The following is a 19,724-nucleotide window of genomic DNA, read 5'->3' as shown; positions in this document are numbered from 1 at the left end:
TTCCTGGGGGGAAAGGGCAACGGGTTCAATCCTACCCGTGACACTAGGCTACCGGATCGCGATCGCTATATCTAGTTATTGTTGCCAGACTTCATGTTTGGGGTACTCCAGATATGGAGTTGTTGGGGGGTACTGATGGAACCACTAAGGCACTCAGGGCACGAAGCAGCACGAAGGGGAGGGTTAGGGTTTGGGGAAGCTTGAGGGGGGCTTAAATTGCTCCACAGGGACTCCCTTGAGGGCTTGGGACATAAAATCGCGCCAGACGGGGGCCACCATCCCCCCACCCGTAGCCCCGTGCCCCAGGGGACGATAGTCATCATTGCCCACCCAAATAGCTGTCGCCAGTTGCGGGACATAACCCACAAACCAGATATCCCGTTCTGAACTTGTGGTTCCTGTCTTGCCTGCCGCTGGTCGGCCAATTTGGGCGGCTGTCCCCGTGCCGTGGGTGATCACCCCTTGCAGCACACTGGTAATTGCGGCTGAGGCCCAGGCATCGAGCAGGGGCTTGGGTTCTGGGGTGTTATCCAGGAGGATATTGCCACTGCTGTCGGTGACCTGGACTATGAAGGTGGGATCGGAGTGCCACCCATAGCTGGCAAACGTGGCATAGGCACCGGCCATTTCCATTGGGGTCAGATCCACTGCCCCTAGGGGGAGGGAAATCACTGGCTCCATCGGGCTTTTGATACCCAGGGTCCGGCAGATCTCAATCACCTTATTCAGGCCCACCGCTTGTCCCATCTTGATGGCCGGGATATTGCGCGACACCTCCAAGGCACGGCGAATCGTCATGGCTCCGCCAAAGGAACCGTCATAGTTGCGGGGCGAGTAATAGCCCGACCCATCCCGGTAACTGACGGGAGCATCCATAATAATGGACTCCGGCGTATACTTGCCTGTGGCAAACCCGGCATAGAAGACAAAGGGTTTGAACGCAGAACCGGGTTGACGTTGGGCCTGAATCGCCCGGTTAAACTGGCTTTTCTCGTAGTCCACACCGCCAACCATTGCTTTGACGAAATGGGTACGGGGATCGATCGCCACCAGGGCCATTTGATCCGCATTGACCCCCCGCCGCCGCACACTCGCATGACCATTGCGAACCACTTCCTCGGCAATCCGCTGTACGCGACTGTCCACGGTTGTCTGGACCCGCATCCCCCCCTTGACCACCGCATCATGCCCAAAGCGTTCCGTTAATTCCTGGATGACAGCACCGGTTACCCAGGGCATCTGGCTTTGCTGGAAGGAGGTAATCTTGCCCAGGAAGAGGGGTTCCTTGCAGGCGGCTTCCGCCTCCGCCGGGGTGATCCATTCCAACTCCACCAACCGCATCAGGACAAGCGATTGTCGTCGTTTGGCTTCCTTATAGTTAACAAAAGGACTGTACTCCTCTGGGGCTTGCACTAGCCCAGCCATGAGGGCTGCCTCCGCGAGGGAAAGGTCCGCAGCAGACTTATTGAAATAACTGCGGGCGGCAGTGGCAGCTCCGTAATTGTTGTGTCCCCAATATACCTGGTTCAGGTCATTTCCAGGATTTCATCTTTCTCGAGGGTCTGCTCTAGGCGCAGGGCCAATACGGCTTCGGCGACTTTCCGACTGATGGTGCGCTCTGGGGTCAGGAAAATATTTTTGACGAGCTGCATGGTTAGGGTTGACCCCCCTTCGGCGGTCTCTCCTTGGCCCAAGTTAACGAGCAGTGCCCGCACAATGCTGGTGGGGTTGATGCCTTGGTGCTGATAAAAATGACTGTCCTCGATCGCCAGAATGGACCGCTTCAGGTTGGGCGAAAACCGATCGAGGGGGAGGACTTCCCGGTTCGCTTCGTCGTGAATGCTGGCGAGGTGATTGCCTTCGATATCATAAATATAGGTTGTCTCCGCCGGGGCAAAGGTTTTTAGGGCGCGTACATCCGGCAGATTGCGGAAGCTGATCGCCAACCCCACGAGGCCCCCCGCCACGATCGCGCTACCCAGCATGACAATGCCCAGCAACGTTCCCCCCGCTACCTTCCCAATCGTTTGGATAAACTGCAGGGAGGGCGATGCAGACGTTCTTCGGTGTTTTTGGCGAATTGCGTTAGACGACACAGCAGACCCACTTCCTCACTCACGCTAAACTCTGGTACAGCGATTCCGGGCTAAGATCGCCGCTGTTGTCAGTCGCTCGATCGTTGGCTGCCGTTACAGTTCCCCTTGGGAGGGTCCCCACCATGTCGAGGAACGGATTCGGTAGCCAACAATCACGACGGAACTACCCCTACTGTAGTCGATCGCTCATCTGCCTGGGGGCAATGGGCCAGAGTATAAGCGAGTTTACCCAGTTCCTCAAGGGAAATTGGCAGAATTTAGCAATTTTTGCGGCGTGATCCCCCTAGCGCACCCGGTAGCCGATATCGGGACGGTAGTAGCGATCGGCAAAGTCAATCTGGGCGATCGCGGCATACACAGTGGCAAAGGCATGGCTAAACGTCTCCCCCACAGCAGTGACAGCCAAGACCCGGCCTCCATTCGTCACGATGCTGGGTGGCTCAGTCTCGTTGTTCAAGCGTGTTCCCGCATGAAACACCACGGCTCCCACCTGGGTGGCCGCTTCCAGGCCAGTAATGACATCACCTTGGCGGTAGTCCCCTGGATACCCCCCAGCCGCCATAACCACACAGGCCGAGGTACCCGATCGCCATTGAATGGGGGGTAGATCGGCAAGGGTCCCTTGGGCGCAGGCAAGACAGAGGGTTTCCAGGGGGGTGTCGAGGAGGGGTAAAATTGCCTGAATTTCCGGATCACCAAAGCGGCAGTTAAATTCAATCACCTTGGGATCGCCGTTAGGCGTGATGATCAAACCCGCATAAAGAACTCCGCGATAGTCGATCCCCCGTTGCTGCAAGGCGCGGAGGGTGGGTTGCAGGATTTCGGTTTGCACGCGATCGGCCAGTTCAGGGGTCATTAAGGGCACCGGGGCATAGGCACCCATCCCGCCCGTATTGGGTCCCGTATCTCCCACGCCAATCCGTTTATGATCCTGGGCACTGATCAAGGGGCGAATCGTTTGGCCATCCGTCAGGGCTAGCACCGAAACTTCCTCGCCCATGAGGCACTCTTCGATCACCAGCGAGCGTCCCGCAGCACCAAACTTACCCGCCATCGCCTCGTCGATCGCTGTTTTCGCCATCGCCAGGGTGGTGGCCACCGTCACCCCCTTCCCCGCCGCTAGCCCGTCGGCTTTGATCACGATCGGCACTCCCTGGGCTTGCACATAGGCATGGGCTGCTGCCGCATCGGTAAACACCTGCGCTTGAGCAGTAGGAATCCCCGCCGTTTGCATCAGCTCCTTAGCCCAGGCTTTACTCGACTCAATTTGCGCTCCGACCTGGGTAGGGCCAAAAACGAGCAGCCCTGATGCTTGGAGGCGATCGCTGATCCCTTGGGAAAGGGGCAGTTCCGGCCCCACGATGACCAAATTAATCCCCTGTTCCTGCGCAAAGCGGGCGATCGCGGCCAAGTCATCCCCTGGTAGCGCGATATTCTCACAGCGTTCCAGGGTTGCCGTCCCCCCATTTCCTGGTAGACAGAACACCTGCTCCACTGCCGCCGACTGGAGTAACTTCCAGCAAATCGCGTGTTCCCGTCCACCACTACCAATCACTAAAACCTTCACCGCACCGACAACCTGCCAAACGCCGCCTTCAATAGTACGCTAATCTGTGCCCCCCTCTGTACCCTCTGTGCCTTTGGGGTTCACGACGCCGTTCCGAACCTGAGGGTGGGCGGGTTCAGGAGGATTGAGGGTCTGCGTTGGCAATCTTGGGGTAACCCGCCCCTACAGCAGAATTGTGGGTATGAAGGTAATGGGCGAGGGCTAGTAACCCCAACCGGTAACTATCGGCCCCGAAGCCGCAAATTTGACCGATCGCCACGGGGGCAATATAGGAATGGTGACGGAATGTTTCCCGTTGGTGGATATTGCTGAGGTGAACCTCCACTGTGGGAATCGCAACCGCCGCGATCGCATCTCGAATCGCCACACTGGTGTGGGTATAGGCACCGGGATTGATCAAAATTCCCTGGTGGACATTCCAGGCAGATTGGATATAATCAACCAGCACTCCCTCATGGTTAGATTGGACCGCACTGACTGCCAAGCCTAAGTCTTGACCCAGTTCAACCAGAGTTCGGTTGATTTCCGCTAACGTCGTAGCCCCATAAATATCTGGTTCACGGCGCCCCAGAAAATTCAAATTAGGGCCATGAACGACTAAAATGCTGCTCACTCCGGACGCTCCCTGAACGCTGGATACACCTAGCGTCCACGACGATCGTCAACTGGGATGGGAATGGGAATGGCTTCGGCTTCCGGTTCTTGAGGACCCAGGAGGGCTTCCAACAAGCGGCGTGCCCATTCTTTCAGCTTTTCAATCAGGGTATCAATGTAGTCCATTAACCAAATGGCTCCTTTAATTCGATCTAGACGCGACTGGCCACAGAAACCGTTCCCAGGCTGCTGCCTTTAAAAACCCTAGATCAGAAATCACGCGATCGGGCTATAGACGCGATCGCTTCCTCCATCATAACGAATTGACACAAATGTTCAAGGTTTCCCTGTCCATTTCGTCAGCGATCCAGTATGGGGGTGCCCATCGCAAGCTTAGTATGCCCCGATTTGCCGCCGCAGTAACAAGCTACGCCGTAAACGATCCAGCGCATGGTTAATGCTCAGGTTGCGAATCCAGTCGCGATCGCGTTGGGCACCCAGTTGGTATTCAAAGCTTTCTACGCGATTCTCCGGGCCTGCCAAGCCCACATAAACCAAGCCAACGGGTTTACTCGCTGTCCCTCCACCGGGTCCCGCAATGCCTGTAATACTCAACCCCCAGGTGGTTTTTAACAAGGACTTTGCCCCCAATGCCATCTGTTTAGCAACCGCATGACTCACGGCTCCCTCCGTGTCTAGCACCGCCGCATCAATGCCTAGCAACTGGGTTTTCACGCTGTTGTCGTAGGCAAGGATACCGCCGGTAAAGTAGGCCGAGCTACCCGGAACCGTGGTGATGCGTTGTCCCAGGCCTCCACCGGTACAGGATTCAGCGACAGCCAGGGTTTCCTGGGCTTCCTGCAGGAAGCGTCCGACCACTGAGGCCAGGGTTTCACTATCCGCCCCCACGTAATCCATACCTCCCAGCTTTTGCAGTTGTTGCGCCACGGGGGCAATGAGGGCGGTGGCTTCCGCTTCCGAAGCCGCTCTTGCGGTCACCCGGAGCTTGACTTCGCCGTGGTTGGCATAGGGAGCAACGGTCGGGTTTTGCAGGTAGAGATAGGCGTTCACCTTTTCTGCCAAAGCCGACTCGGCCACTCCCCAAAATTTGAGCACCCGTGAGTAGATCATTTCCTGGCCCCACCCCTGGCTGCGCAGGTAGGGCACAGCCACTTGGTTCCACATCGGCTTCAGTTCCGAGGGGACCCCCGGAAAGGTGAGGAGGGTCAAACCGGGACGAGGTTGCCAAATGATGCCCGGTGCGGTGCCGATGGCATTGGTCAGGATGTCGGCTCCTTGGGGCAGCAGGGCTTGCTTCCGATTACTGGGGGTGAGTTCACGGCCCCGTTGGGCGTATTTCTGGCGAATATCGTCGAGGATGGCCGGGATTTCCACCAGGGGCACATCGAAAAACTGGGCGAGGGTGGCATGGGTTAGATCGTCGGGCGTGGGACCCAGCCCCCCGGTGAAGATCAGTAGGCGCGATCGCTCACAAGCCGTTGCCAGAACTTTTTGCAGCCGACGTGCATTATCCCCCACCACCGTTTGGTAATAGTGGGGAATCCCCAGTTGGGCAAGTTGTTGGGCAAGAAACTGGGCATTGCTGTTGAGAATATCGCCTAGCAGCAGTTCCGTGCCAACACAAATAATTTCAGCACTCATGGATCAGCACTCGTGGATCGGCATCACCTTTAGCTACTCTGTTGTCGGGCATGTTTACGCACGTGCCAACTGATATAGCTTAATAGGGCTGTAGCACCGACAACATAGGCAAAACCGCTGGGCATTCCCGACAGGGCCAAGGCTAAGGTGCCAACCCATAGGGTTAGGGAATATATAAAAAGAACTGTTAGTCGATGGGACAGCCCTGCATTCAACAGCCGATGGTGCAGGTGACGCTTGTCGGCCTTGAAGGGGGATTTGCCACACCGCAGGCGATCGATAATCACTGCCGACATATCCAGAATCGGGACAGCCAGAATTAGGTAGGGCAAAAACACGGCGGCGGTCGTGACGCTCTTAACAAGTCCAATGACCCCAACCCCGGCCAGGACAAAGCCGACAAAGTAGGCACCGCCGTCTCCCATAAAAATTTGGGCTGGATTGAAGTTATACCGCAGGAAGGCGAGGAGACCTCCGGCCAAAGCCGCCGCAATGAGACCTGCTTCGGGGCGGTTCACAAACAAACTCACGATCAGCATAGCCACGGCAGCAATCCCAGAAACCCCTGCGGCCAAACCATCCAAGCCATCAATCCAGTTAATGGCGTTGGCCATCCCCACCAACCAAGTCACCGTAATGGTCAGACTCACCCAGTCCGGTAAGGCCACCAGGCTACCGTGGGCAAACGGAATGGTGAGGAATTCAATCTGGACACCGGCATTCCAGGCAAAGGTGGCCACCATCACTTGGGTTAACAGGCGAACAAACGGGGATAGGTTAAAGAGGTCATCAGCCAGACCAATCAGGAAAAAGCAAATGCCACCGATCGCGACCCCCCAGATTTCGTAATCCTTAGCTGGGGGTAGGACACCAAAGCCGCCCGCTCGCCAGATAACCAGGAGGGCAATGAGGGTACCGAGGAAAATCGAGACACCGCCAAGTCGCACCATCGGACGCTGGTGAACCTTACGTCCATTGGGGAGATCCACACGACCACTTTTTAGCCCAATCTTTTTCACGATCGGGGTTGTCAGGAGGACAACGAGACCGGAGATGAGGAATGCAACCAGATGATAAAACTGGATGGGCATCTGCAAGGGAAAAGCGAGGTATAAAACTGCCAAGCAAAGTCTACCTGGGTTTGACCCGTTTGTGCCACCCAATTTGCGAATTTTCTATCCTTAAGCCATTGCGGGAACGGGAACCGTCAAGTGCGGATAGAGGGGAAATTGACGACAGAGGTTGGCCACCCGTTGTCGGCAGTCCTGCATAACGGCTTCATTCTCTGGGTCAAGCAAGCGATCCGCAATAATATTGGCAATTTCCGTAAATTCTGATGTTCCCAAACCACGGGTGGTCATCGCAGGGGACCCCAAGCGTAGACCACTGGTGACAAAGGGAGATTCGGGATCAAACGGGATGGTGTTCTTATTCGTGGTGATGTTGACCGTGCCCATGAGTTGATCGGCTTGTTTGCCCGTGAGACCGATCGATCGCAGGTTGACCAGCATTAAATGATTATCGGTACCTCCCGATACCAGGGTTAGCCCTCGCTGTTGTAATTGCGCCGCCATCGCTTGGGCATTGGCAATCACCTGGGCCGAGTAGGTTTTGAATTCCGGTCGTAGGGCTTCCCCAAAGGCCACGGCTTTAGCCGCAATTACGTGTTCCAGCGGTCCCCCCTGGCTGCCGGGGAAGACGGCCTTGTCGAATTTCTTGCCCAGTTCCGCATCCCGCGTCAGAATCAGCCCCCCCCGTGGACCGCGCAGGGTTTTGTGGGTCGTGGTGGTGACCACATCACAGTGGGGGATAGGATTGGGATGGTGACCAGTGGCAACGAGACCCGCAATGTGGGCAATGTCAGCCATCAGGTAGGCCCCCACTTCATCAGCGATCGCCCGGAATTGGACAAAGTCGATCGTGCGGGGATAGGCGGAATAGCCACAGATGATCAGCTTAGGCCGGTGTTGCTGGGCCAGGGTCCGAATTTGGTCAAAGTCCAGTTGTTCCGTATTGGGGTTAACGCCGTAGTGATGGACCTTGAACCATTTGCCAGAAACATTGACCGGAGAGCCGTGGGTCAGGTGCCCCCCGTGGGACAAATCCATGCCCAAAATCGCATCGCCCGGTTCAAGCAGTGCCAGGAAGACCGCAAAGTTCGCCTGGGCACCAGAGTGGGGTTGGACGTTGGCGTGGGCGGCTCCGAAGAGTTGCTGGGCGCGATCGATGGCAATTTGTTCAATCTCATCGATATAGGCACAACCACCGTAGTAGCGTTTACGCGGCAGCCCTTCGGCGTATTTATTGGTCAAAACCGATCCCTGAGCCGCCATCACCGCCGCCGACGTGAAGTTTTCGCTGGCGATGAGTTCCAGGTGATCCCGCTGACGCTGTAGTTCCTGCTGAATCCAGCCAGCGACGATCGGATCGGTGGTAGCTAAGAAGTCTAAATTGGTCTGCGTCACGGCATCAACCCATCGGAATTTAATAAATCGTCGAGATTTATGATAGTCCTTTTCCCTGGACACAGCGGGAGTTCTCCGGCGTTGGCAGCCAATCAGGGTGAGCCGCGATCGGCCCAGGTACAGGGTCAGCACCCCACCCCCTCAAACCCCAAAACCCCAAACTGAATGCTCCTCCCTGGCAGTGAAAGGGCTGGGATCAGACGGTGAAATTGTCTGTTTTTGCCGAGTTCAGGCTATGAAGTTGTATGTTAGGAAACCAATATATACGGGGATCAGTGCTTACAATGGGGGAAGAACAGGGGGAAGAGGGAGGTTCGTGATGTTAGTCATCGTAATGGACGACCAAATCTTACCACCGAGGCAAGTGTGTCAAGCCTGCCTATTGGCGGATCAGAGTGGCCAACCCCGCTGGCACCACGGTAAGTTACGGTGCGGCCATGTGATCCATAAATTAGACCAAGCCCAACCTGAACAGTATGAGTGTGAGATGGGATTCCGGGTCGCCAATATCGAATAGGGCCACCACCGCTGGGGGGAGCCGTGGGGGGGACCCGTCGCTCGAAAAGTAATTCTGTAGGGTTTGTCGTGCTGGCTTTAGCCGACAACGACTAAGGTTGTGACTACGAGCATTGCGAAAGGTTATTTTGACGGTACCCGTGGGACCCGTCCGGTCTACACCTGCCGCCTGGAAAGAATTTGATATGATGGCGGTAATGAGGCGTGCCAACTGTGGATCGGGAAGAACCGATTTTTAAGACTTGGCAGACCTTGGGTGCTTGTTCACCCCTGGCAGCCAATCCCTGAAGTCACCTGAAGCCAAAGGAGAACCCCTGGATGACTTGGCGTAGCAGTACCACTATCCCCGAACGGATATTTGCTTGTTTACCCTATCTGTTACCCCTGATCGAAGGGCTAGCCTTCGGCCAATACCTGTTCCGTGAATTTCCCGTTTTCCAGATTATCCTGATCCCTCTCTTACCCTTGCTACGGATCTATAGCGGGATTCCCTTTGCGGGGCTAATTATCTTTTTTGCCCTCTTTTTCCTGGTAGTTCGCAATGAGCGGATTGCCCACTTTATCCGCTTCAATACTATGCAGGCGATTCTGCTCGATATTATTGTGATTCTTTGTAGCCTCATTCTCAGTGTGCTGGGGCCTGCGTTACAAAGCAGCAGCTTTATTCTGGAAACCCTGTTCAATATGGTTTTCCTGGGACTGATGGCAGCGGTGATTTATTCTGTAGCCCAATCGCTCTTGGGGCGCTATGCGGAAATTCCGACCTTGTCGGATGCGGTCCATATGCAAGTTCGTTAGTCGGATGCCTACACCACAACTTACTGGATGGGGCAAATGGGTGGGGCGACGGCGATCGCCTGTTAGGATTCGCTTTTGACGCTCCCGCTCGCTTCTGCGGGCTGCGATCGCGAGATGACGGGATTCTCCAACCGACCAATGCCCTCGATCTCCACGGTGATCTGATCCCCAGGGCTGAGCGGGCTAACCCCTTGGGGCGTTCCCGTCAGAATCACATCTCCCGGCAACAGGGTCATGATCTGGCTAATGAAGGACACCAACACTTCCGGACTGAATACCATCTGATCAATCTTGGCCGACTGGACCGGCTCCGGGGCCTGATTTAAGAACGTCTGCAATCGGGCGGCGGTGCTGATCTCCCGCACAATCCAGGGGCCAAGGGGACAAAAGGTATCAAAGCCCTTAGCCCGTGTCCATTGACCATCTAGCTTTTGTAAATCGCGGGCAGTGACATCGTTGGCGATCGTATACCCCCAGATATAGCTCTGGGCCTGCTCCGGCGGACAGTCGGTACAACGCTTGCCAATCACGAGGGCCAATTCCCCTTCATACTCCACCTGCTGCGACTGGGCTGGGAGGCGAATGGGCATTTGAGCCGCCGTGATCGCGGTGGGGGGTTTCAGGAACAGGAGGGGCGACTTGGGCACCTCACTCCCCATCTCGGCGGCATGGGCCACATAGTTTTTCCCCACGGCCACAATCTTGGAAGGAGCGCAGGGAGCCAACAATTGGTAGCTAGCCATCGCCAATTCCAATTGGGTGGGTTGTCCTTGTAGCCAGGGCGGGGCGTCCAGGACTTGCACGGTTTGGTTTAAATGCAATAGCCCATAATAAACCTGCCCTTCCGCAGATTTAACCCGGACATAGCGCTGTGCCATAGCTCTCCCACTACTTGACGCTGATTAATCGCAGAGCAATTGTACCCCGACAGCCTACGCTGGCTACAGCCAATACCGGTCATAGCTGCCATGAGCATGGTGTTTGCATCCTAATATTTGCTACGATTGAAGACCCTTGCTTCTCGATCGGCTGGAAGAGGCTGGCGATCGCCATTGGTGCCGAGGGTGCTGGGCGGGTTTGTCAATCCCCTCCTGATCCCGAATTCCGGCCAGATCAGAAGCCATTATGTCCATAAGGAGTTGCTGAGATTATGAGTAAAGAGTGGGCCTACGAAACGATGTACATCCTGCGGGGCGACTTGAACGATTCGCAGGTGGATCAAGAAATTGAAAAGTATCAAAATCTCTTGCGGGATGCCGGGGCAGAAATCCTGGAAACCCAGCATCGGGGACGGCGGCGGCTCGCCTATGAAATTAACCGCCAACGGGAAGGCACCTATGTGCAGATGAACTTCAAGGCCAACGGGGCGGCGATCGCGGCAATGGAGCGGGCCATGCGCCTGAGCGAAGAAGTCATCCGCTACCTGACGATCAAGCAGGAAATCCGTACAGCGACCGAAGAAGCCGAAGCTAGCTAGTCCTCTATCAAGCGCAATTGAGTAGGTTGGCTCAAAGGCCATGCGCCCCAACCAGGCGAGTGAAGGAGTTGGGTCTCGCAAACTCGACGCCAACCTAACAATCCCCCATTGTAGAGATAACAGACCAGCAGCTTCAGTAGATCATAAATATTGAACGTGGGATAGCCACCTCAACTATCTTGCTGGCAGGCAGGATGTCCTGGTTGTCTTGTTGGCAGGTAGGATGTCCTGGTTGTCTTGTTGGCAGGCAGGATGCCTACCCCACAACTGAAATTTTCGAGCTACGGATTTTCGGGCTACAGGGCCAGTGTTAACGGAGACTTGCCTGATGGGCTGTGGTGTGATCGGCGAGGTCGGAGCCATCCTGGAGGTTGGCCAGCGCGGTGATGAGCGTCCGAATCACCCAGGCCACTGCTTGGCCAGATACCTCACCGCTGATGCCAAACTCATTGCGTAAATGCTGCCAGGTTTCAGCCGTGACTAGATGGCCAATGACAGCAGCAATGGCTGGAGCTAACGCCTGCGCTACATCGGAATGATTATCTTCACTCCTATCTTGATTGCCGTCTTCATCACGGTCTTGATGACGCTTAATCACTTGGGCCAGTTCTCGCTCAGCAAGTAGAGGGCTGAGGGCGGTCGCGATCGCTTGCCGCCGTTTCGATCGTAGACGCGATCGCACATTTTTACCCAATTCGGATACCAGTAACGCTTGGATCAACACGGCTGTCTGTTCAAAGCGAGGGAAGGCTTGCTCGGCCAGTGCCGCCACTTCCATCGGCGTTGTCGGATAGGGAAGATCGCCTAGTTGTTGGTCTACCCATGCACCCACGGCGTCCAGTAATGCCTCCCGGTTGGGAAAATAGCGATAAATCGTTCGTGTGGCCACCCCGGCCCGTTGCGCGGCATCGGCGATCGAAAACTCTTGCAATCCACCCACGGCCAACTGTTCAGCGAGTGCTCGCAGGATTAATTCGCGGGTCGCTGCCGCTTGTTGTTGCCGCAGGGAACTCCGGTAGGAGCGCGATCGTGGACGCGATACTTCTGCCTGTGCCGGGACAGATCCGGTGGGGGATTCAGCAGTGTCGGGAGATTTTTTCATGTCATCTGTGTTGACATCAATATCAGCCTAGCATTCCAGGTCACCCCCCTAGGCAACAGGCGCAGCCAAAACGAGTTGCTCCCAGTTAGCGGGCGTAGAAAAAGCCGTATATTGCTGGGCCATCTCCGGCGGGAGGAGTTCTAGCAAAACTCGATTTTCAACCCAAAACTCGACTACTTGGAAAAAGGGTCCCCGGTTGCCCCGTAAGGTTTGCCACCCTTCACGGGCCGCAATTTGCTCAATTTGCTCCGGATTGAGGGGGACGGAGATCGCAACATGGGTGGCGGTAAATTGGGCCGAGGAATTTTCCGCTTGCAGAGCGGGTAAGTCGGGGCGACCAGGGACTAACTCACTGCCCAATGGGTAAACCTCGATCGCAGTACCGTAGTCATCCCCGGCAAAGGCAATATAGCTGTCAGGGTACATCGGAAAGGGATAGGCCTTGCCCTGCCATAGTTCGGCTAAGACATCGGCTACGTGCTTGGGGTTGGCGGCGGCGATCGACAGGTGATGAATCATAACACACTCCCTTCGGGATTCTTTGATGTCATCTAGCTTGACATGAATTCATTTAAGATGACAATAAGATATTACGAAACTGTTACACGCAACTTGTGTGCCACGAAGGCATTGCCGGTTGGAAGACCGCAGAGGGGCGGGCGGGCATTGTGCTTCGCGCCGAATCTGGTCTCGGCAACCGTGACGACAAGTCCCACCTATCAACTTGGCGTCACGGGCTGTTGCCAAGCGTTTCGGGTATTCTCTGGGGGTTGGGCACGATCGTCGGGGTGCTGCAAGGGGGGGTAAAGTTTGCTAACATCAGCGCAACGGCTGCTGTTGTATTCCCTGGGAACCGTGGACGCATGGCTTATATCATCGCAACTGCCAATATGAAGGGGGGCGTCGGGAAAACGACACTGACGGTTAACCTGGCGGCCAGTTTGGCAAAATATTTCCAAAAGCGGGTGTTGGTGGTTGATTTAGACACCCAAATTAGTGCGACCCTCAGCCTTATGTCGCCCCAAGACTTTGCCAAACGGCGCAAGGAACAACGCACCCTCAAGCACGTCGTCAATCAAATTGTGCGCCAGGGAACGGCGACTAGCCCGACGGTTTCCGATGTGGTTCACCATTACATTGGTAGTCTGAAGGGTTTTGATCTACTGCCCGGTGACATTGATCTCTACGATGAGTTTCTGGTCTCCGAAACCCTATTTGAAAAGGCCAGTCAAGACCCCAACCATAATTTTGCCCAGGCATGGAACCGTCTAGAGCGGGTTCTCTTGCAACGTATCCTTGAACCGCTCCATAAGGATTACGATTTTATTGTCCTGGATTGTGCGCCGGGGTATAGCCTGCTGACCCGCAGTGCCCTAGTCAGTAGTGATTTTTATATTTTACCCGCTAAGCCGGAACCCCTATCCGTGGTGGGGATTCAACTCTTGGAGCGTCGAATTGAACAACTTCGCCAAAACCACCAACTGACGGATGAAGTGACCACCCAACTTCTGGGCATTGTCTTTACGATGACCGGGGGCATTTTTACCAGTCGTTACTATCGCCAGGTGATGCAGCGGGTACATACGGATTTTTCAGAAGGGAAGGTCTTTAAAACCCAGGTACCCCAGGATGTGAGCGTCTCGAAGGCGGTTGATACCTTCACGCCGATCGTGTTGAGTAACCCCAGTGCCACGGGTGCCAAAGTCTTTGTTAAGTTAACTCAGGAATTTCTCAAGAAATTAGAAATCAATCTTGGTGAAAAGGAACAAAAAACCAAGCTGAATTTAGCGGCGATCGAGTAGGAGATCGAAGATTGATGCCACAACCTCGTAAGGTTGAGCTACTCGCGATCGGGCTTTGTGGCTTAGGGGCTTGCACGGTCATCGAGTCAGCGATCCTCTCGTTAGGGCAGGATGTGCGATCGCTGGCTACGATTGCGCCCGCCCCCCAGACCCACCCATCGCCGCCATCCGTAGAGGACCCGTGGGCCACGGCTGGGGCACGGGCAACCCTCGCCGCGACCCTCGCCCAAACGGCCCAAACCCCTACAGCTTGGGCTGAGGTCGCCCAGGCTTGGTTAGGGGCGATCGCGGCGTTACAGCATTTAAAGAGCGATGATCCGCGCTGGTTTTTTGCCCAGAAGAAACAGAACGAGTATCTACGCAATTTTCTCTACGCCCAGCAACAGGCTACGCGGGGGACAACTCCCCTCATCTCTCCCAGCTTTGGCAGTCAACGGTTAGATGAGCAGTTAACCCTATATTTATCCTATGTGGCGACGATCGGGCCGCCGGATATTTTGATTGTGGGCAGTTCGCGTGCCCTCCAGGGGATTGACCCCCAGGTGCTTCAACAGGGGCTAGCTGCCCAAGGCACGCCAGGTTTGCAGGTATTTAACCTAGGCATTAATGGGGCAACTGCCCAAGTAGTGGATGTGCTACTGCGTCAAATCCTGCCGCCAGCAGCAATGCCTCGGCTATTACTGTGGGCGGATGGGCTACGGGCTTTCAACAGTGGCCGTCGCGATCGCACCTACGAAGCACTCGTGCGATCGCCGGGATATCAGCAACTCTCCCTGACGGGGGAGCCACTCCGGCTACAACCCAGTAGCCAACAACCAGGTAGCATCGTCCCCGCCGGACACCTGCTGGCCTGTGATGATTGCTTGGCTTGGGCACCTTTGGCGGTGCCATTGGCAACGGCATTGGCACCCACTGCCTCAGGCGGGATAGTTGCGAAATCAACCCTGGATGCTAACGGTTTTCTAGCGATTCCTCACCGCTTCGACCCAACGACCTACTTTCGGCAGCATCCACGGGTAGCTGGACTCTATGACGGTGACTATGCGGCCTTGAATTTTGGGGGACCCCAAGCAGCCGCCTTCGATCGCGTGTTGGCCCTGAGTCGCGCTCGGCAAATTCCCTTAGTTCTCGTAAATTTACCCCTGACGGAAATTTATCTAGATGCGACACGATCGCGGGCAGAGCAGCAGTTTGCCCAAACCTGGCAGGCGCGAGCCAGCCGGGATGGGTTTCATTTTCGCGACTATGCCCGCCGTTGGCCCCAAAATCACGCATTTTTTGATGATCCGAGCCACTTAAATCAATGGGGTGCCGCTGCGATCGCGCAACTTCTCGCCCACGATCGCAGTCTCCCCTGGCCCCAAGTCTCTACCCTAAAGCCGGAATAAAGGGTGAGTCCTGACAGGTGCCTAAACAGGCGGTATTCCTTCAGAGGTCTGGGTAAATGTTGACAACCCTATGGAATAGGGGGAATTGCAAAAGCTGAAAATAGCTGGAGATCAAAGTCTGTATTTTTCAGGGTATTGATCAGGCGTTGATCTTGTGTCAGTAAGGGAACATGGTTTTGTTGGGCAAGTACAACATAACAAGCATCATAGACAGAAATACCGTGAGCGATGCTGACAGGAAGAGCTTCTTGAATCAGATCAGCCGTCGACGTTGAGATAAAGCGCAATAATTTGAGATCCACTAAATTTGCCTGAGCTTCTGCACTATCATATAATCCAGCCCGAATATATTTCCAGAAGATGTTGGTGCATTCGACGTAAAATAAATCTGGAATATAAAGCTGAGCATTTGGATCATTGAGATGAGCAAAAAGCTGATCTACTTTTGAGGTTAATGGCTCGACAATGAATTTTCTAATGCCGACGCTGGCATCTACGACACACCTGAGAGAGTCGGTCATCGGGCGCGATCTTCCTGAAGCAAGGTCAGCGTATCAGGCAAGTGGTATTGGGCAGGGCAGAAGGTCCTACGTTGTTCAATCCGTTGCAGAATTTCAGCTTGGGAAGGGTGTACTTGAGGCTGACCTACACCATCGTTCTCTAAACGAATTCGATCTTTATGGAAGTCTTCAATCTCGTAATAGATGGGGATTTTACGACTACCTAAAACTTGTTTAAGGTCGAGTTGGTTGATATGGGCAAATTCGCTGGCTGTAGCCAAATTAATCTTTTTTTGCTGAAGCAGGAGGATAGCAATTTCTAGTTTGAGTTCGGCTTCAGTCATGTGTGCTATTTGTAGAAATTCATCGGGAATAACTAACCCCATAGTTTGAACTCCCTACCATGAGAGGATGAATAGCGCTGATCTTGCCTTCAGTCAGTTGATCATGCTGCATAGTTTCGGAGTATTGCGCATGGACCTCTTCGCGATCGAATACAACAATCATCATAAATGGAATAGCATTTGTCCACCTCTGATAGCATCGTTTGCCCTGCGCAATCACCCGCCACCCTCACAACTCAGACCCCTAATCCTGCGGCACAAACGGCACAATAGGAGTATTGGGAGGTCGCCATGTGCCAGTTCCCTGGTGACGCTCGCCCTCCCCGGTTGCTCTCCCCCGGACATTCCCTAGGACATTCCCCAGAACATTATGGACTTGAGTTCTGATCTTGCTGCGTCTTCCCCGCTGGTTCCCGATCGGACCCCTGCTTGTGACGTGTCATCGCGCGAAAACTCGCGCTCGCCCAGCGTCTCCACCGGAGAATCGCGTCACGTCTTCCCAGGCGACTTATCGGCTCCGGTGACCGTGCGGCTAGAGGAAATTAGCAAAATCTATGGTTCTGGCAATACGGAGGTGCGTGCCCTGGATGGGATTTCCCTCACGATTCAGCAGGGGACCTACTGCGCCATCATGGGATCATCGGGGTCGGGCAAGTCTACGGCTATGAATGTCATTGGCTGCCTCGATCGCCCCACCAGTGGCCGCTACTATCTTGATGGCCTGGATGTTTCCCAACTGGCCGATAGCGACCTGGCCCAAATTCGTAACCGCAAGCTCGGCTTTGTATTCCAGCAGTACCACCTCCTGCCCCAACTCAGCGCCTTGGATAATGTGATGCTGCCGATGGTCTATGCCAATGTGCCCCAGCGGGAACGGCGGGAACGGGCGATCGCGGCCTTGGAACGGGTGGGGTTAGGGAATCGCCTGTACAATCGCCCCAATCAACTGTCGGGGGGGCAGCAACAACGGGTGTCGATCGCCCGCGCCATTGTCAACCATCCCGTGCTCCTGCTGGCCGATGAACCCACAGGTGCGTTGGATTCCAAAACCACAGCGGAAGTGCTGGATCTCTTCCGGGAGTTAAACGCAAGTGGGATTACCCTCATCGTCGTGACCCATGAGCCGGATGTGGGGCGTACCGCCGATCGCATTATCTGGTTTCGCGATGGCCGTGTGTTGCATGATAATTTAACCCCCGACGCGATCGATGAGATGCTGCATTGAGTCTCTGTGGAGAGTGCGCATTGAGGATGGCCTGAGCAAATCTGGATCGCGCCTGGATTGCCGATTTCCCGTTTACCCTTTCCCTAACCTCGCCTATGCCTTCTGACCCTAACCTAAATGTTGCCCCCAACACCGCCGATCACGTGCCGGCCCCCCCGCCGAAGTCAGCCACCGGGTGGCGAAAATTTTGGCAGAGCCAGCGGGAAAATTTGCAAATCCTGGCGATCGCCCTAGCCCTTGCGATTCTCATTCGCGGTTTAGTGGCGGAACCCAGGGTCATCCCCTCCGATTCAATGGTCCCCACCCTGCTGGCCGGCGATCGCCTCGTCGTCGAGAAAGTTTCCTATCGCCTGCATCCGCCCCAAACCGGGGATATCGTTGTCTTCGATCCGCCCCCAGCCCTCCGCACCTTGGGCTATCGTCCCGATCAGGCTTTTATCAAACGGATCATTGGCCGAGCCGGGCAAGTGGTTCAGGTGAAGGCGGGTCACGTCTACATCGATGGAGAACCCCTGAAGGAGGACTATATTGCTGCACCACCGGAGTATACCTGGGGACCCGCGATCGTGCCTGCCCACCACCTATTTGTCATGGGCGATAATCGCAACAACAGTAACGATTCCCATGTGTGGGGGTTTCTGCCGGAGGCGAATGTCATTGGTCGCGCCTGGTTGCGGTTTTGGCCGTGGCAGCGGCTCGGTCGGGTATAACACTGGGTCAGAATATCCGGGGAATTAAGTACCCAGGGGCGCAAACGGCAGGAAGTGATAAATCAGGCTATTGATCACGCCCAGTAGGATAGCGCCCAGCAGGGCGCTCCAGAACCCCCATTTCAGGCGGAATCCCGGCACGAGCCATGCGGCTAGCCCAAAAATGATGGCGTTAATCACAATGGCAAAAAGACCAAAGGTTAAAAAGGTAATGGGGAAGGCCAGGAAGGCCAGGATCGGACGGACAAGGGCGTTTAAAATCCCAAAGACAACCGCCGAAATCAGGGCCTTGCTAATACTAGCGATTTCTACCCCCACCGGCAGACGGGAAATAATCAATAGGCTAACAGCGGTCACCAGCCAAGCGACTAATAGGCCAATCATGGCAGTCTCCTGATCAATCTCTTGAATTTATCTAGATCTATCATACTGACCTCAGTTAACAACCGCTGCCCGGTTTTCGCCACCTCCAACCTACCGACAGCCTGCCCCATTCCGGGCTAAGATCGAAGGTCCACGCATTGATTGATGAATACAAACTGAATCCCGATCGCACCCGCATTCCCATCCCCATGCTGTCCTATCCCCAAGTCTTTCGCACGGCGGTTCAAACCAAGCAGTTTTTGATTACCGCTGAAGTGATGCCGCCCAAGGGGGGAAACCCCGATCGCATGATCGCAATGGCCCAGTGTTTGCGTAACCGGGTCCATGCCGTCAATGTCACCGATGGCAGTCGGGCGGTTTTGCGCATGTCTTCCCTGGCGGCGGCGGCAATTTTGCGGCAACAGGGGATTGAGCCGATCTTTCAGTTGGCCTGTCGCGATCGCAATCGGATTGGCCTCCAGGCCGACCTCTTGGGGGCGCAGGCGTTGGGGATTCACAACGTGTTAGCCCTCACGGGTGATCCGGTCAAGGCGGGGGACCATCCCGATGCCCGGAGTGTCTTTGACCTCGAAGCGGTGCGCCTGTTGCAGGTGGTGCAGCAGTTGAACCAAGGGGTCGATATCAACGGGAATGCCCTCACGGATGGGGCGACGGATCTGTTTGTCGGTGCTGCTGTTGATCCCCAATCCCCCAGTTGGTCCGGGTTACAGCGCCGGTTTGAACGCAAGCTAGCCGCTGGGGCACAATTTTTCCAAAGCCAATTAGTCGCCGACTTCGATCGCCTGGATAAATTCATGAATACGATCGCCCGTGGGGTCGATAAGCCGATTCTGGCTGGAATTTTTTTGTTGAAATCGGCGAAGAATGCTGAATTTATTAACCGCAATGTACCGGGGGTGCATATTCCCCAGCATCTGATCGATCGCCTTGCTGCTGCGAGTCACCCCCTGCGCGAGGGGATGCAAATTGCCGCTGAACAGGTGCAACAGGCCCGTCAACTCTGCCACGGGGTCCACATGATGGCGGTGAAACGGGAGGAGTTGATCCCAGAAATTCTGGATATGGCGGGTCTAGCGCCCCTCCCCCCCGCTCCC

General features: G+C 55.2%; 23 protein-coding genes. 9 read left to right on the top strand and 14 right to left on the bottom strand.

Going from position 1 to position 19,724, the window contains the following annotated elements; genetic code table 11:
• Nucleotides 1-183: 183 nt before the first annotated feature.
• Nucleotides 184-1,530 carry a transglycosylase domain-containing protein gene (locus ACWIUF_RS00380; RefSeq protein WP_448570186.1) on the bottom strand — a complete coding sequence of 449 codons (1,347 nt, stop codon included), beginning with the start codon at nt 1,528-1,530 and terminating at the stop codon, nt 184-186.
• Nucleotides 1,527-2,096, bottom strand: coding sequence for a transglycosylase domain-containing protein (locus ACWIUF_RS00375; protein WP_448570172.1), 570 nt, complete (start codon nt 2,094-2,096; stop codon nt 1,527-1,529). Before ACWIUF_RS00375 ends, ACWIUF_RS00380 begins: the two co-directional genes overlap by 4 nt.
• 122 nt (nt 2,097-2,218) lie before the next feature.
• Here ACWIUF_RS00375 and ACWIUF_RS00370 point away from each other — a divergent pair, with 122 nt between their 5' ends.
• Nucleotides 2,219-2,374, top strand: a complete 156-nt coding sequence (locus tag ACWIUF_RS00370) for a hypothetical protein (RefSeq protein ID WP_448570171.1) — start codon at nt 2,219-2,221, stop codon at nt 2,372-2,374.
• Nucleotides 2,375-2,379: 5 nt separating this feature from the next.
• On the opposite strand, the gene purD is transcribed toward ACWIUF_RS00370, so the two are convergent.
• From purD to glyA, 6 genes are all read right to left on the bottom strand, one after another.
• On the bottom strand, nt 2,380-3,663 hold the full coding sequence (gene purD, locus ACWIUF_RS00365; protein ID WP_448570170.1) for a phosphoribosylamine--glycine ligase: 1,284 nt from the start codon (nt 3,661-3,663) through the stop codon (nt 2,380-2,382).
• Nucleotides 3,664-3,778: 115 nt separating this feature from the next.
• Nucleotides 3,779-4,276 (bottom strand): type II 3-dehydroquinate dehydratase, encoded by a 498-nt coding sequence (gene aroQ / locus ACWIUF_RS00360; protein ID WP_448570169.1) that lies wholly within the window; start codon nt 4,274-4,276, stop codon nt 3,779-3,781.
• Nucleotides 4,277-4,305: 29 nt separating this feature from the next.
• Complete coding sequence (locus ACWIUF_RS00355) at nt 4,306-4,443, bottom strand: hypothetical protein (RefSeq protein WP_448570168.1); 138 nt, start codon at nt 4,441-4,443, stop codon at nt 4,306-4,308.
• Nucleotides 4,444-4,650: 207 nt separating this feature from the next.
• Nucleotides 4,651-5,919 carry a competence/damage-inducible protein A gene (locus tag ACWIUF_RS00350; protein WP_448570167.1) on the bottom strand — a complete coding sequence of 423 codons (1,269 nt, stop codon included), beginning with the start codon at nt 5,917-5,919 and terminating at the stop codon, nt 4,651-4,653.
• 29 nt (nt 5,920-5,948) lie between these two features.
• A complete protein-coding gene (locus tag ACWIUF_RS00345; protein ID WP_448570166.1) occupies nt 5,949-7,043 on the bottom strand; it encodes a glycosyltransferase family 4 protein in 1,095 nt (364 codons plus the stop codon).
• A gap of 57 nt (nt 7,044-7,100) precedes the next feature.
• Nucleotides 7,101-8,516 (bottom strand): serine hydroxymethyltransferase, encoded by a 1,416-nt coding sequence (glyA, locus tag ACWIUF_RS00340; RefSeq protein ID WP_448570164.1) that lies wholly within the window; start codon nt 8,514-8,516, stop codon nt 7,101-7,103.
• Between the two features lie 187 nt (nt 8,517-8,703).
• Here glyA and ACWIUF_RS00335 point away from each other — a divergent pair, with 187 nt between their 5' ends.
• A complete protein-coding gene (locus tag ACWIUF_RS00335) occupies nt 8,704-8,901 on the top strand; it encodes a hypothetical protein (protein ID WP_448570163.1) in 198 nt (65 codons plus the stop codon).
• 317 nt (nt 8,902-9,218) lie between these two features.
• Entirely contained in the window at nt 9,219-9,698 is a 480-nt protein-coding gene (locus ACWIUF_RS00330; RefSeq protein ID WP_448570161.1) for a Tic20 family protein, read from the top strand.
• A 62-nt stretch (nt 9,699-9,760) separates the two neighbouring features.
• Here the strand turns inward: ACWIUF_RS00330 and ACWIUF_RS00325 are convergent, their stop codons facing one another.
• Entirely contained in the window at nt 9,761-10,576 is an 816-nt protein-coding gene (locus ACWIUF_RS00325) for a fumarylacetoacetate hydrolase family protein (RefSeq protein WP_448570160.1), read from the bottom strand.
• Nucleotides 10,577-10,848: 272 nt separating this feature from the next.
• On the opposite strand from ACWIUF_RS00325, the gene rpsF reads away from it, so the two are divergent.
• A complete protein-coding gene (gene rpsF, locus ACWIUF_RS00320) occupies nt 10,849-11,175 on the top strand; it encodes a 30S ribosomal protein S6 (RefSeq protein ID WP_448570158.1) in 327 nt (108 codons plus the stop codon).
• 310 nt (nt 11,176-11,485) lie between these two features.
• Here rpsF and ACWIUF_RS00315 read toward each other — a convergent pair whose 3' ends face one another.
• Together ACWIUF_RS00315 and ACWIUF_RS00310 are read right to left on the bottom strand one after the other, a co-directional pair.
• A complete protein-coding gene (locus tag ACWIUF_RS00315; protein WP_448570156.1) occupies nt 11,486-12,277 on the bottom strand; it encodes a TetR/AcrR family transcriptional regulator in 792 nt (263 codons plus the stop codon).
• Between the two features lie 48 nt (nt 12,278-12,325).
• Nucleotides 12,326-12,796 carry a hypothetical protein gene (locus ACWIUF_RS00310; RefSeq protein WP_448570155.1) on the bottom strand — a complete coding sequence of 157 codons (471 nt, stop codon included), beginning with the start codon at nt 12,794-12,796 and terminating at the stop codon, nt 12,326-12,328.
• Nucleotides 12,797-12,891: 95 nt separating this feature from the next.
• Here ACWIUF_RS00310 and ACWIUF_RS00305 point away from each other — a divergent pair, with 95 nt between their 5' ends.
• Together ACWIUF_RS00305 and ACWIUF_RS00300 are read left to right on the top strand one after the other, a co-directional pair.
• Nucleotides 12,892-14,079, top strand: a complete 1,188-nt coding sequence (locus ACWIUF_RS00305; protein WP_448570153.1) for a ParA family protein — start codon at nt 12,892-12,894, stop codon at nt 14,077-14,079.
• 14 nt (nt 14,080-14,093) lie between these two features.
• Complete coding sequence (locus tag ACWIUF_RS00300) at nt 14,094-15,467, top strand: hypothetical protein (protein WP_448570152.1); 1,374 nt, start codon at nt 14,094-14,096, stop codon at nt 15,465-15,467.
• 68 nt (nt 15,468-15,535) lie between these two features.
• On the opposite strand, the gene ACWIUF_RS00295 is transcribed toward ACWIUF_RS00300, so the two are convergent.
• Both ACWIUF_RS00295 and ACWIUF_RS00290 read right to left on the bottom strand, forming a co-directional pair.
• Nucleotides 15,536-15,988 carry a type II toxin-antitoxin system VapC family toxin gene (locus ACWIUF_RS00295; protein WP_448570151.1) on the bottom strand — a complete coding sequence of 151 codons (453 nt, stop codon included), beginning with the start codon at nt 15,986-15,988 and terminating at the stop codon, nt 15,536-15,538.
• On the bottom strand, nt 15,985-16,353 hold the full coding sequence (locus ACWIUF_RS00290) for a UPF0175 family protein (RefSeq protein ID WP_448570149.1): 369 nt from the start codon (nt 16,351-16,353) through the stop codon (nt 15,985-15,987). Before ACWIUF_RS00290 ends, ACWIUF_RS00295 begins: the two co-directional genes overlap by 4 nt.
• A 328-nt stretch (nt 16,354-16,681) precedes the next feature.
• Here ACWIUF_RS00290 and ACWIUF_RS00285 point away from each other — a divergent pair, with 328 nt between their 5' ends.
• Both ACWIUF_RS00285 and lepB read left to right on the top strand, forming a co-directional pair.
• Nucleotides 16,682-17,536, top strand: a complete 855-nt coding sequence (locus ACWIUF_RS00285; RefSeq protein ID WP_448570148.1) for an ABC transporter ATP-binding protein — start codon at nt 16,682-16,684, stop codon at nt 17,534-17,536.
• Between the two features lie 95 nt (nt 17,537-17,631).
• Nucleotides 17,632-18,246, top strand: coding sequence for a signal peptidase I (lepB, locus tag ACWIUF_RS00280; protein WP_448570146.1), 615 nt, complete (start codon nt 17,632-17,634; stop codon nt 18,244-18,246).
• A gap of 24 nt (nt 18,247-18,270) precedes the next feature.
• Here the strand turns inward: lepB and ACWIUF_RS00275 are convergent, their stop codons facing one another.
• Nucleotides 18,271-18,630, bottom strand: a complete 360-nt coding sequence (locus tag ACWIUF_RS00275; protein ID WP_448570145.1) for a phage holin family protein — start codon at nt 18,628-18,630, stop codon at nt 18,271-18,273.
• Nucleotides 18,631-18,767: 137 nt separating this feature from the next.
• On the opposite strand from ACWIUF_RS00275, the gene ACWIUF_RS00270 reads away from it, so the two are divergent.
• On the top strand, nt 18,768-19,724 hold a 957-nt coding region (locus ACWIUF_RS00270), incomplete at its 3' end, for a methylenetetrahydrofolate reductase (RefSeq protein WP_448570144.1).

The organism is Trichothermofontia sp. (assembly GCF_053493415.1).
This window is presented reverse-complemented; position numbering and strand designations above follow the sequence as displayed.

What these genes read in the sequence shown, in the direction of transcription:
- ACWIUF_RS00295 (WP_448570151.1), bottom strand. Translation starts at nt 15,988, where the DNA reads ATGACCGACTCTCTCAGGTGTGTCGTAGATGCCAGCGTCGGCATTAGA.
- ACWIUF_RS00310 (WP_448570155.1), bottom strand. Translation starts at nt 12,796, where the DNA reads ATGATTCATCACCTGTCGATCGCCGCCGCCAACCCCAAGCACGTAGCC.
- ACWIUF_RS00355 (WP_448570168.1), bottom strand. Translation starts at nt 4,443, where the DNA reads ATGGACTACATTGATACCCTGATTGAAAAGCTGAAAGAATGGGCACGC.
- rpsF (WP_448570158.1), top strand. Translation starts at nt 10,849, where the DNA reads ATGAGTAAAGAGTGGGCCTACGAAACGATGTACATCCTGCGGGGCGAC.
- ACWIUF_RS00335 (WP_448570163.1), top strand. Translation starts at nt 8,704, where the DNA reads ATGTTAGTCATCGTAATGGACGACCAAATCTTACCACCGAGGCAAGTG.
- ACWIUF_RS00315 (WP_448570156.1), bottom strand. Translation starts at nt 12,277, where the DNA reads ATGAAAAAATCTCCCGACACTGCTGAATCCCCCACCGGATCTGTCCCG.
- ACWIUF_RS00370 (WP_448570171.1), top strand. Translation starts at nt 2,219, where the DNA reads ATGTCGAGGAACGGATTCGGTAGCCAACAATCACGACGGAACTACCCC.
- ACWIUF_RS00300 (WP_448570152.1), top strand. Translation starts at nt 14,094, where the DNA reads ATGCCACAACCTCGTAAGGTTGAGCTACTCGCGATCGGGCTTTGTGGC.
- ACWIUF_RS00275 (WP_448570145.1), bottom strand. Translation starts at nt 18,630, where the DNA reads ATGATTGGCCTATTAGTCGCTTGGCTGGTGACCGCTGTTAGCCTATTG.
- lepB (WP_448570146.1), top strand. Translation starts at nt 17,632, where the DNA reads ATGCCTTCTGACCCTAACCTAAATGTTGCCCCCAACACCGCCGATCAC.
- ACWIUF_RS00285 (WP_448570148.1), top strand. Translation starts at nt 16,682, where the DNA reads ATGGACTTGAGTTCTGATCTTGCTGCGTCTTCCCCGCTGGTTCCCGAT.
- ACWIUF_RS00290 (WP_448570149.1), bottom strand. Translation starts at nt 16,353, where the DNA reads ATGGGGTTAGTTATTCCCGATGAATTTCTACAAATAGCACACATGACT.
- ACWIUF_RS00325 (WP_448570160.1), bottom strand. Translation starts at nt 10,576, where the DNA reads ATGGCACAGCGCTATGTCCGGGTTAAATCTGCGGAAGGGCAGGTTTAT.
- ACWIUF_RS00330 (WP_448570161.1), top strand. Translation starts at nt 9,219, where the DNA reads ATGACTTGGCGTAGCAGTACCACTATCCCCGAACGGATATTTGCTTGT.
- ACWIUF_RS00350 (WP_448570167.1), bottom strand. Translation starts at nt 5,919, where the DNA reads ATGAGTGCTGAAATTATTTGTGTTGGCACGGAACTGCTGCTAGGCGAT.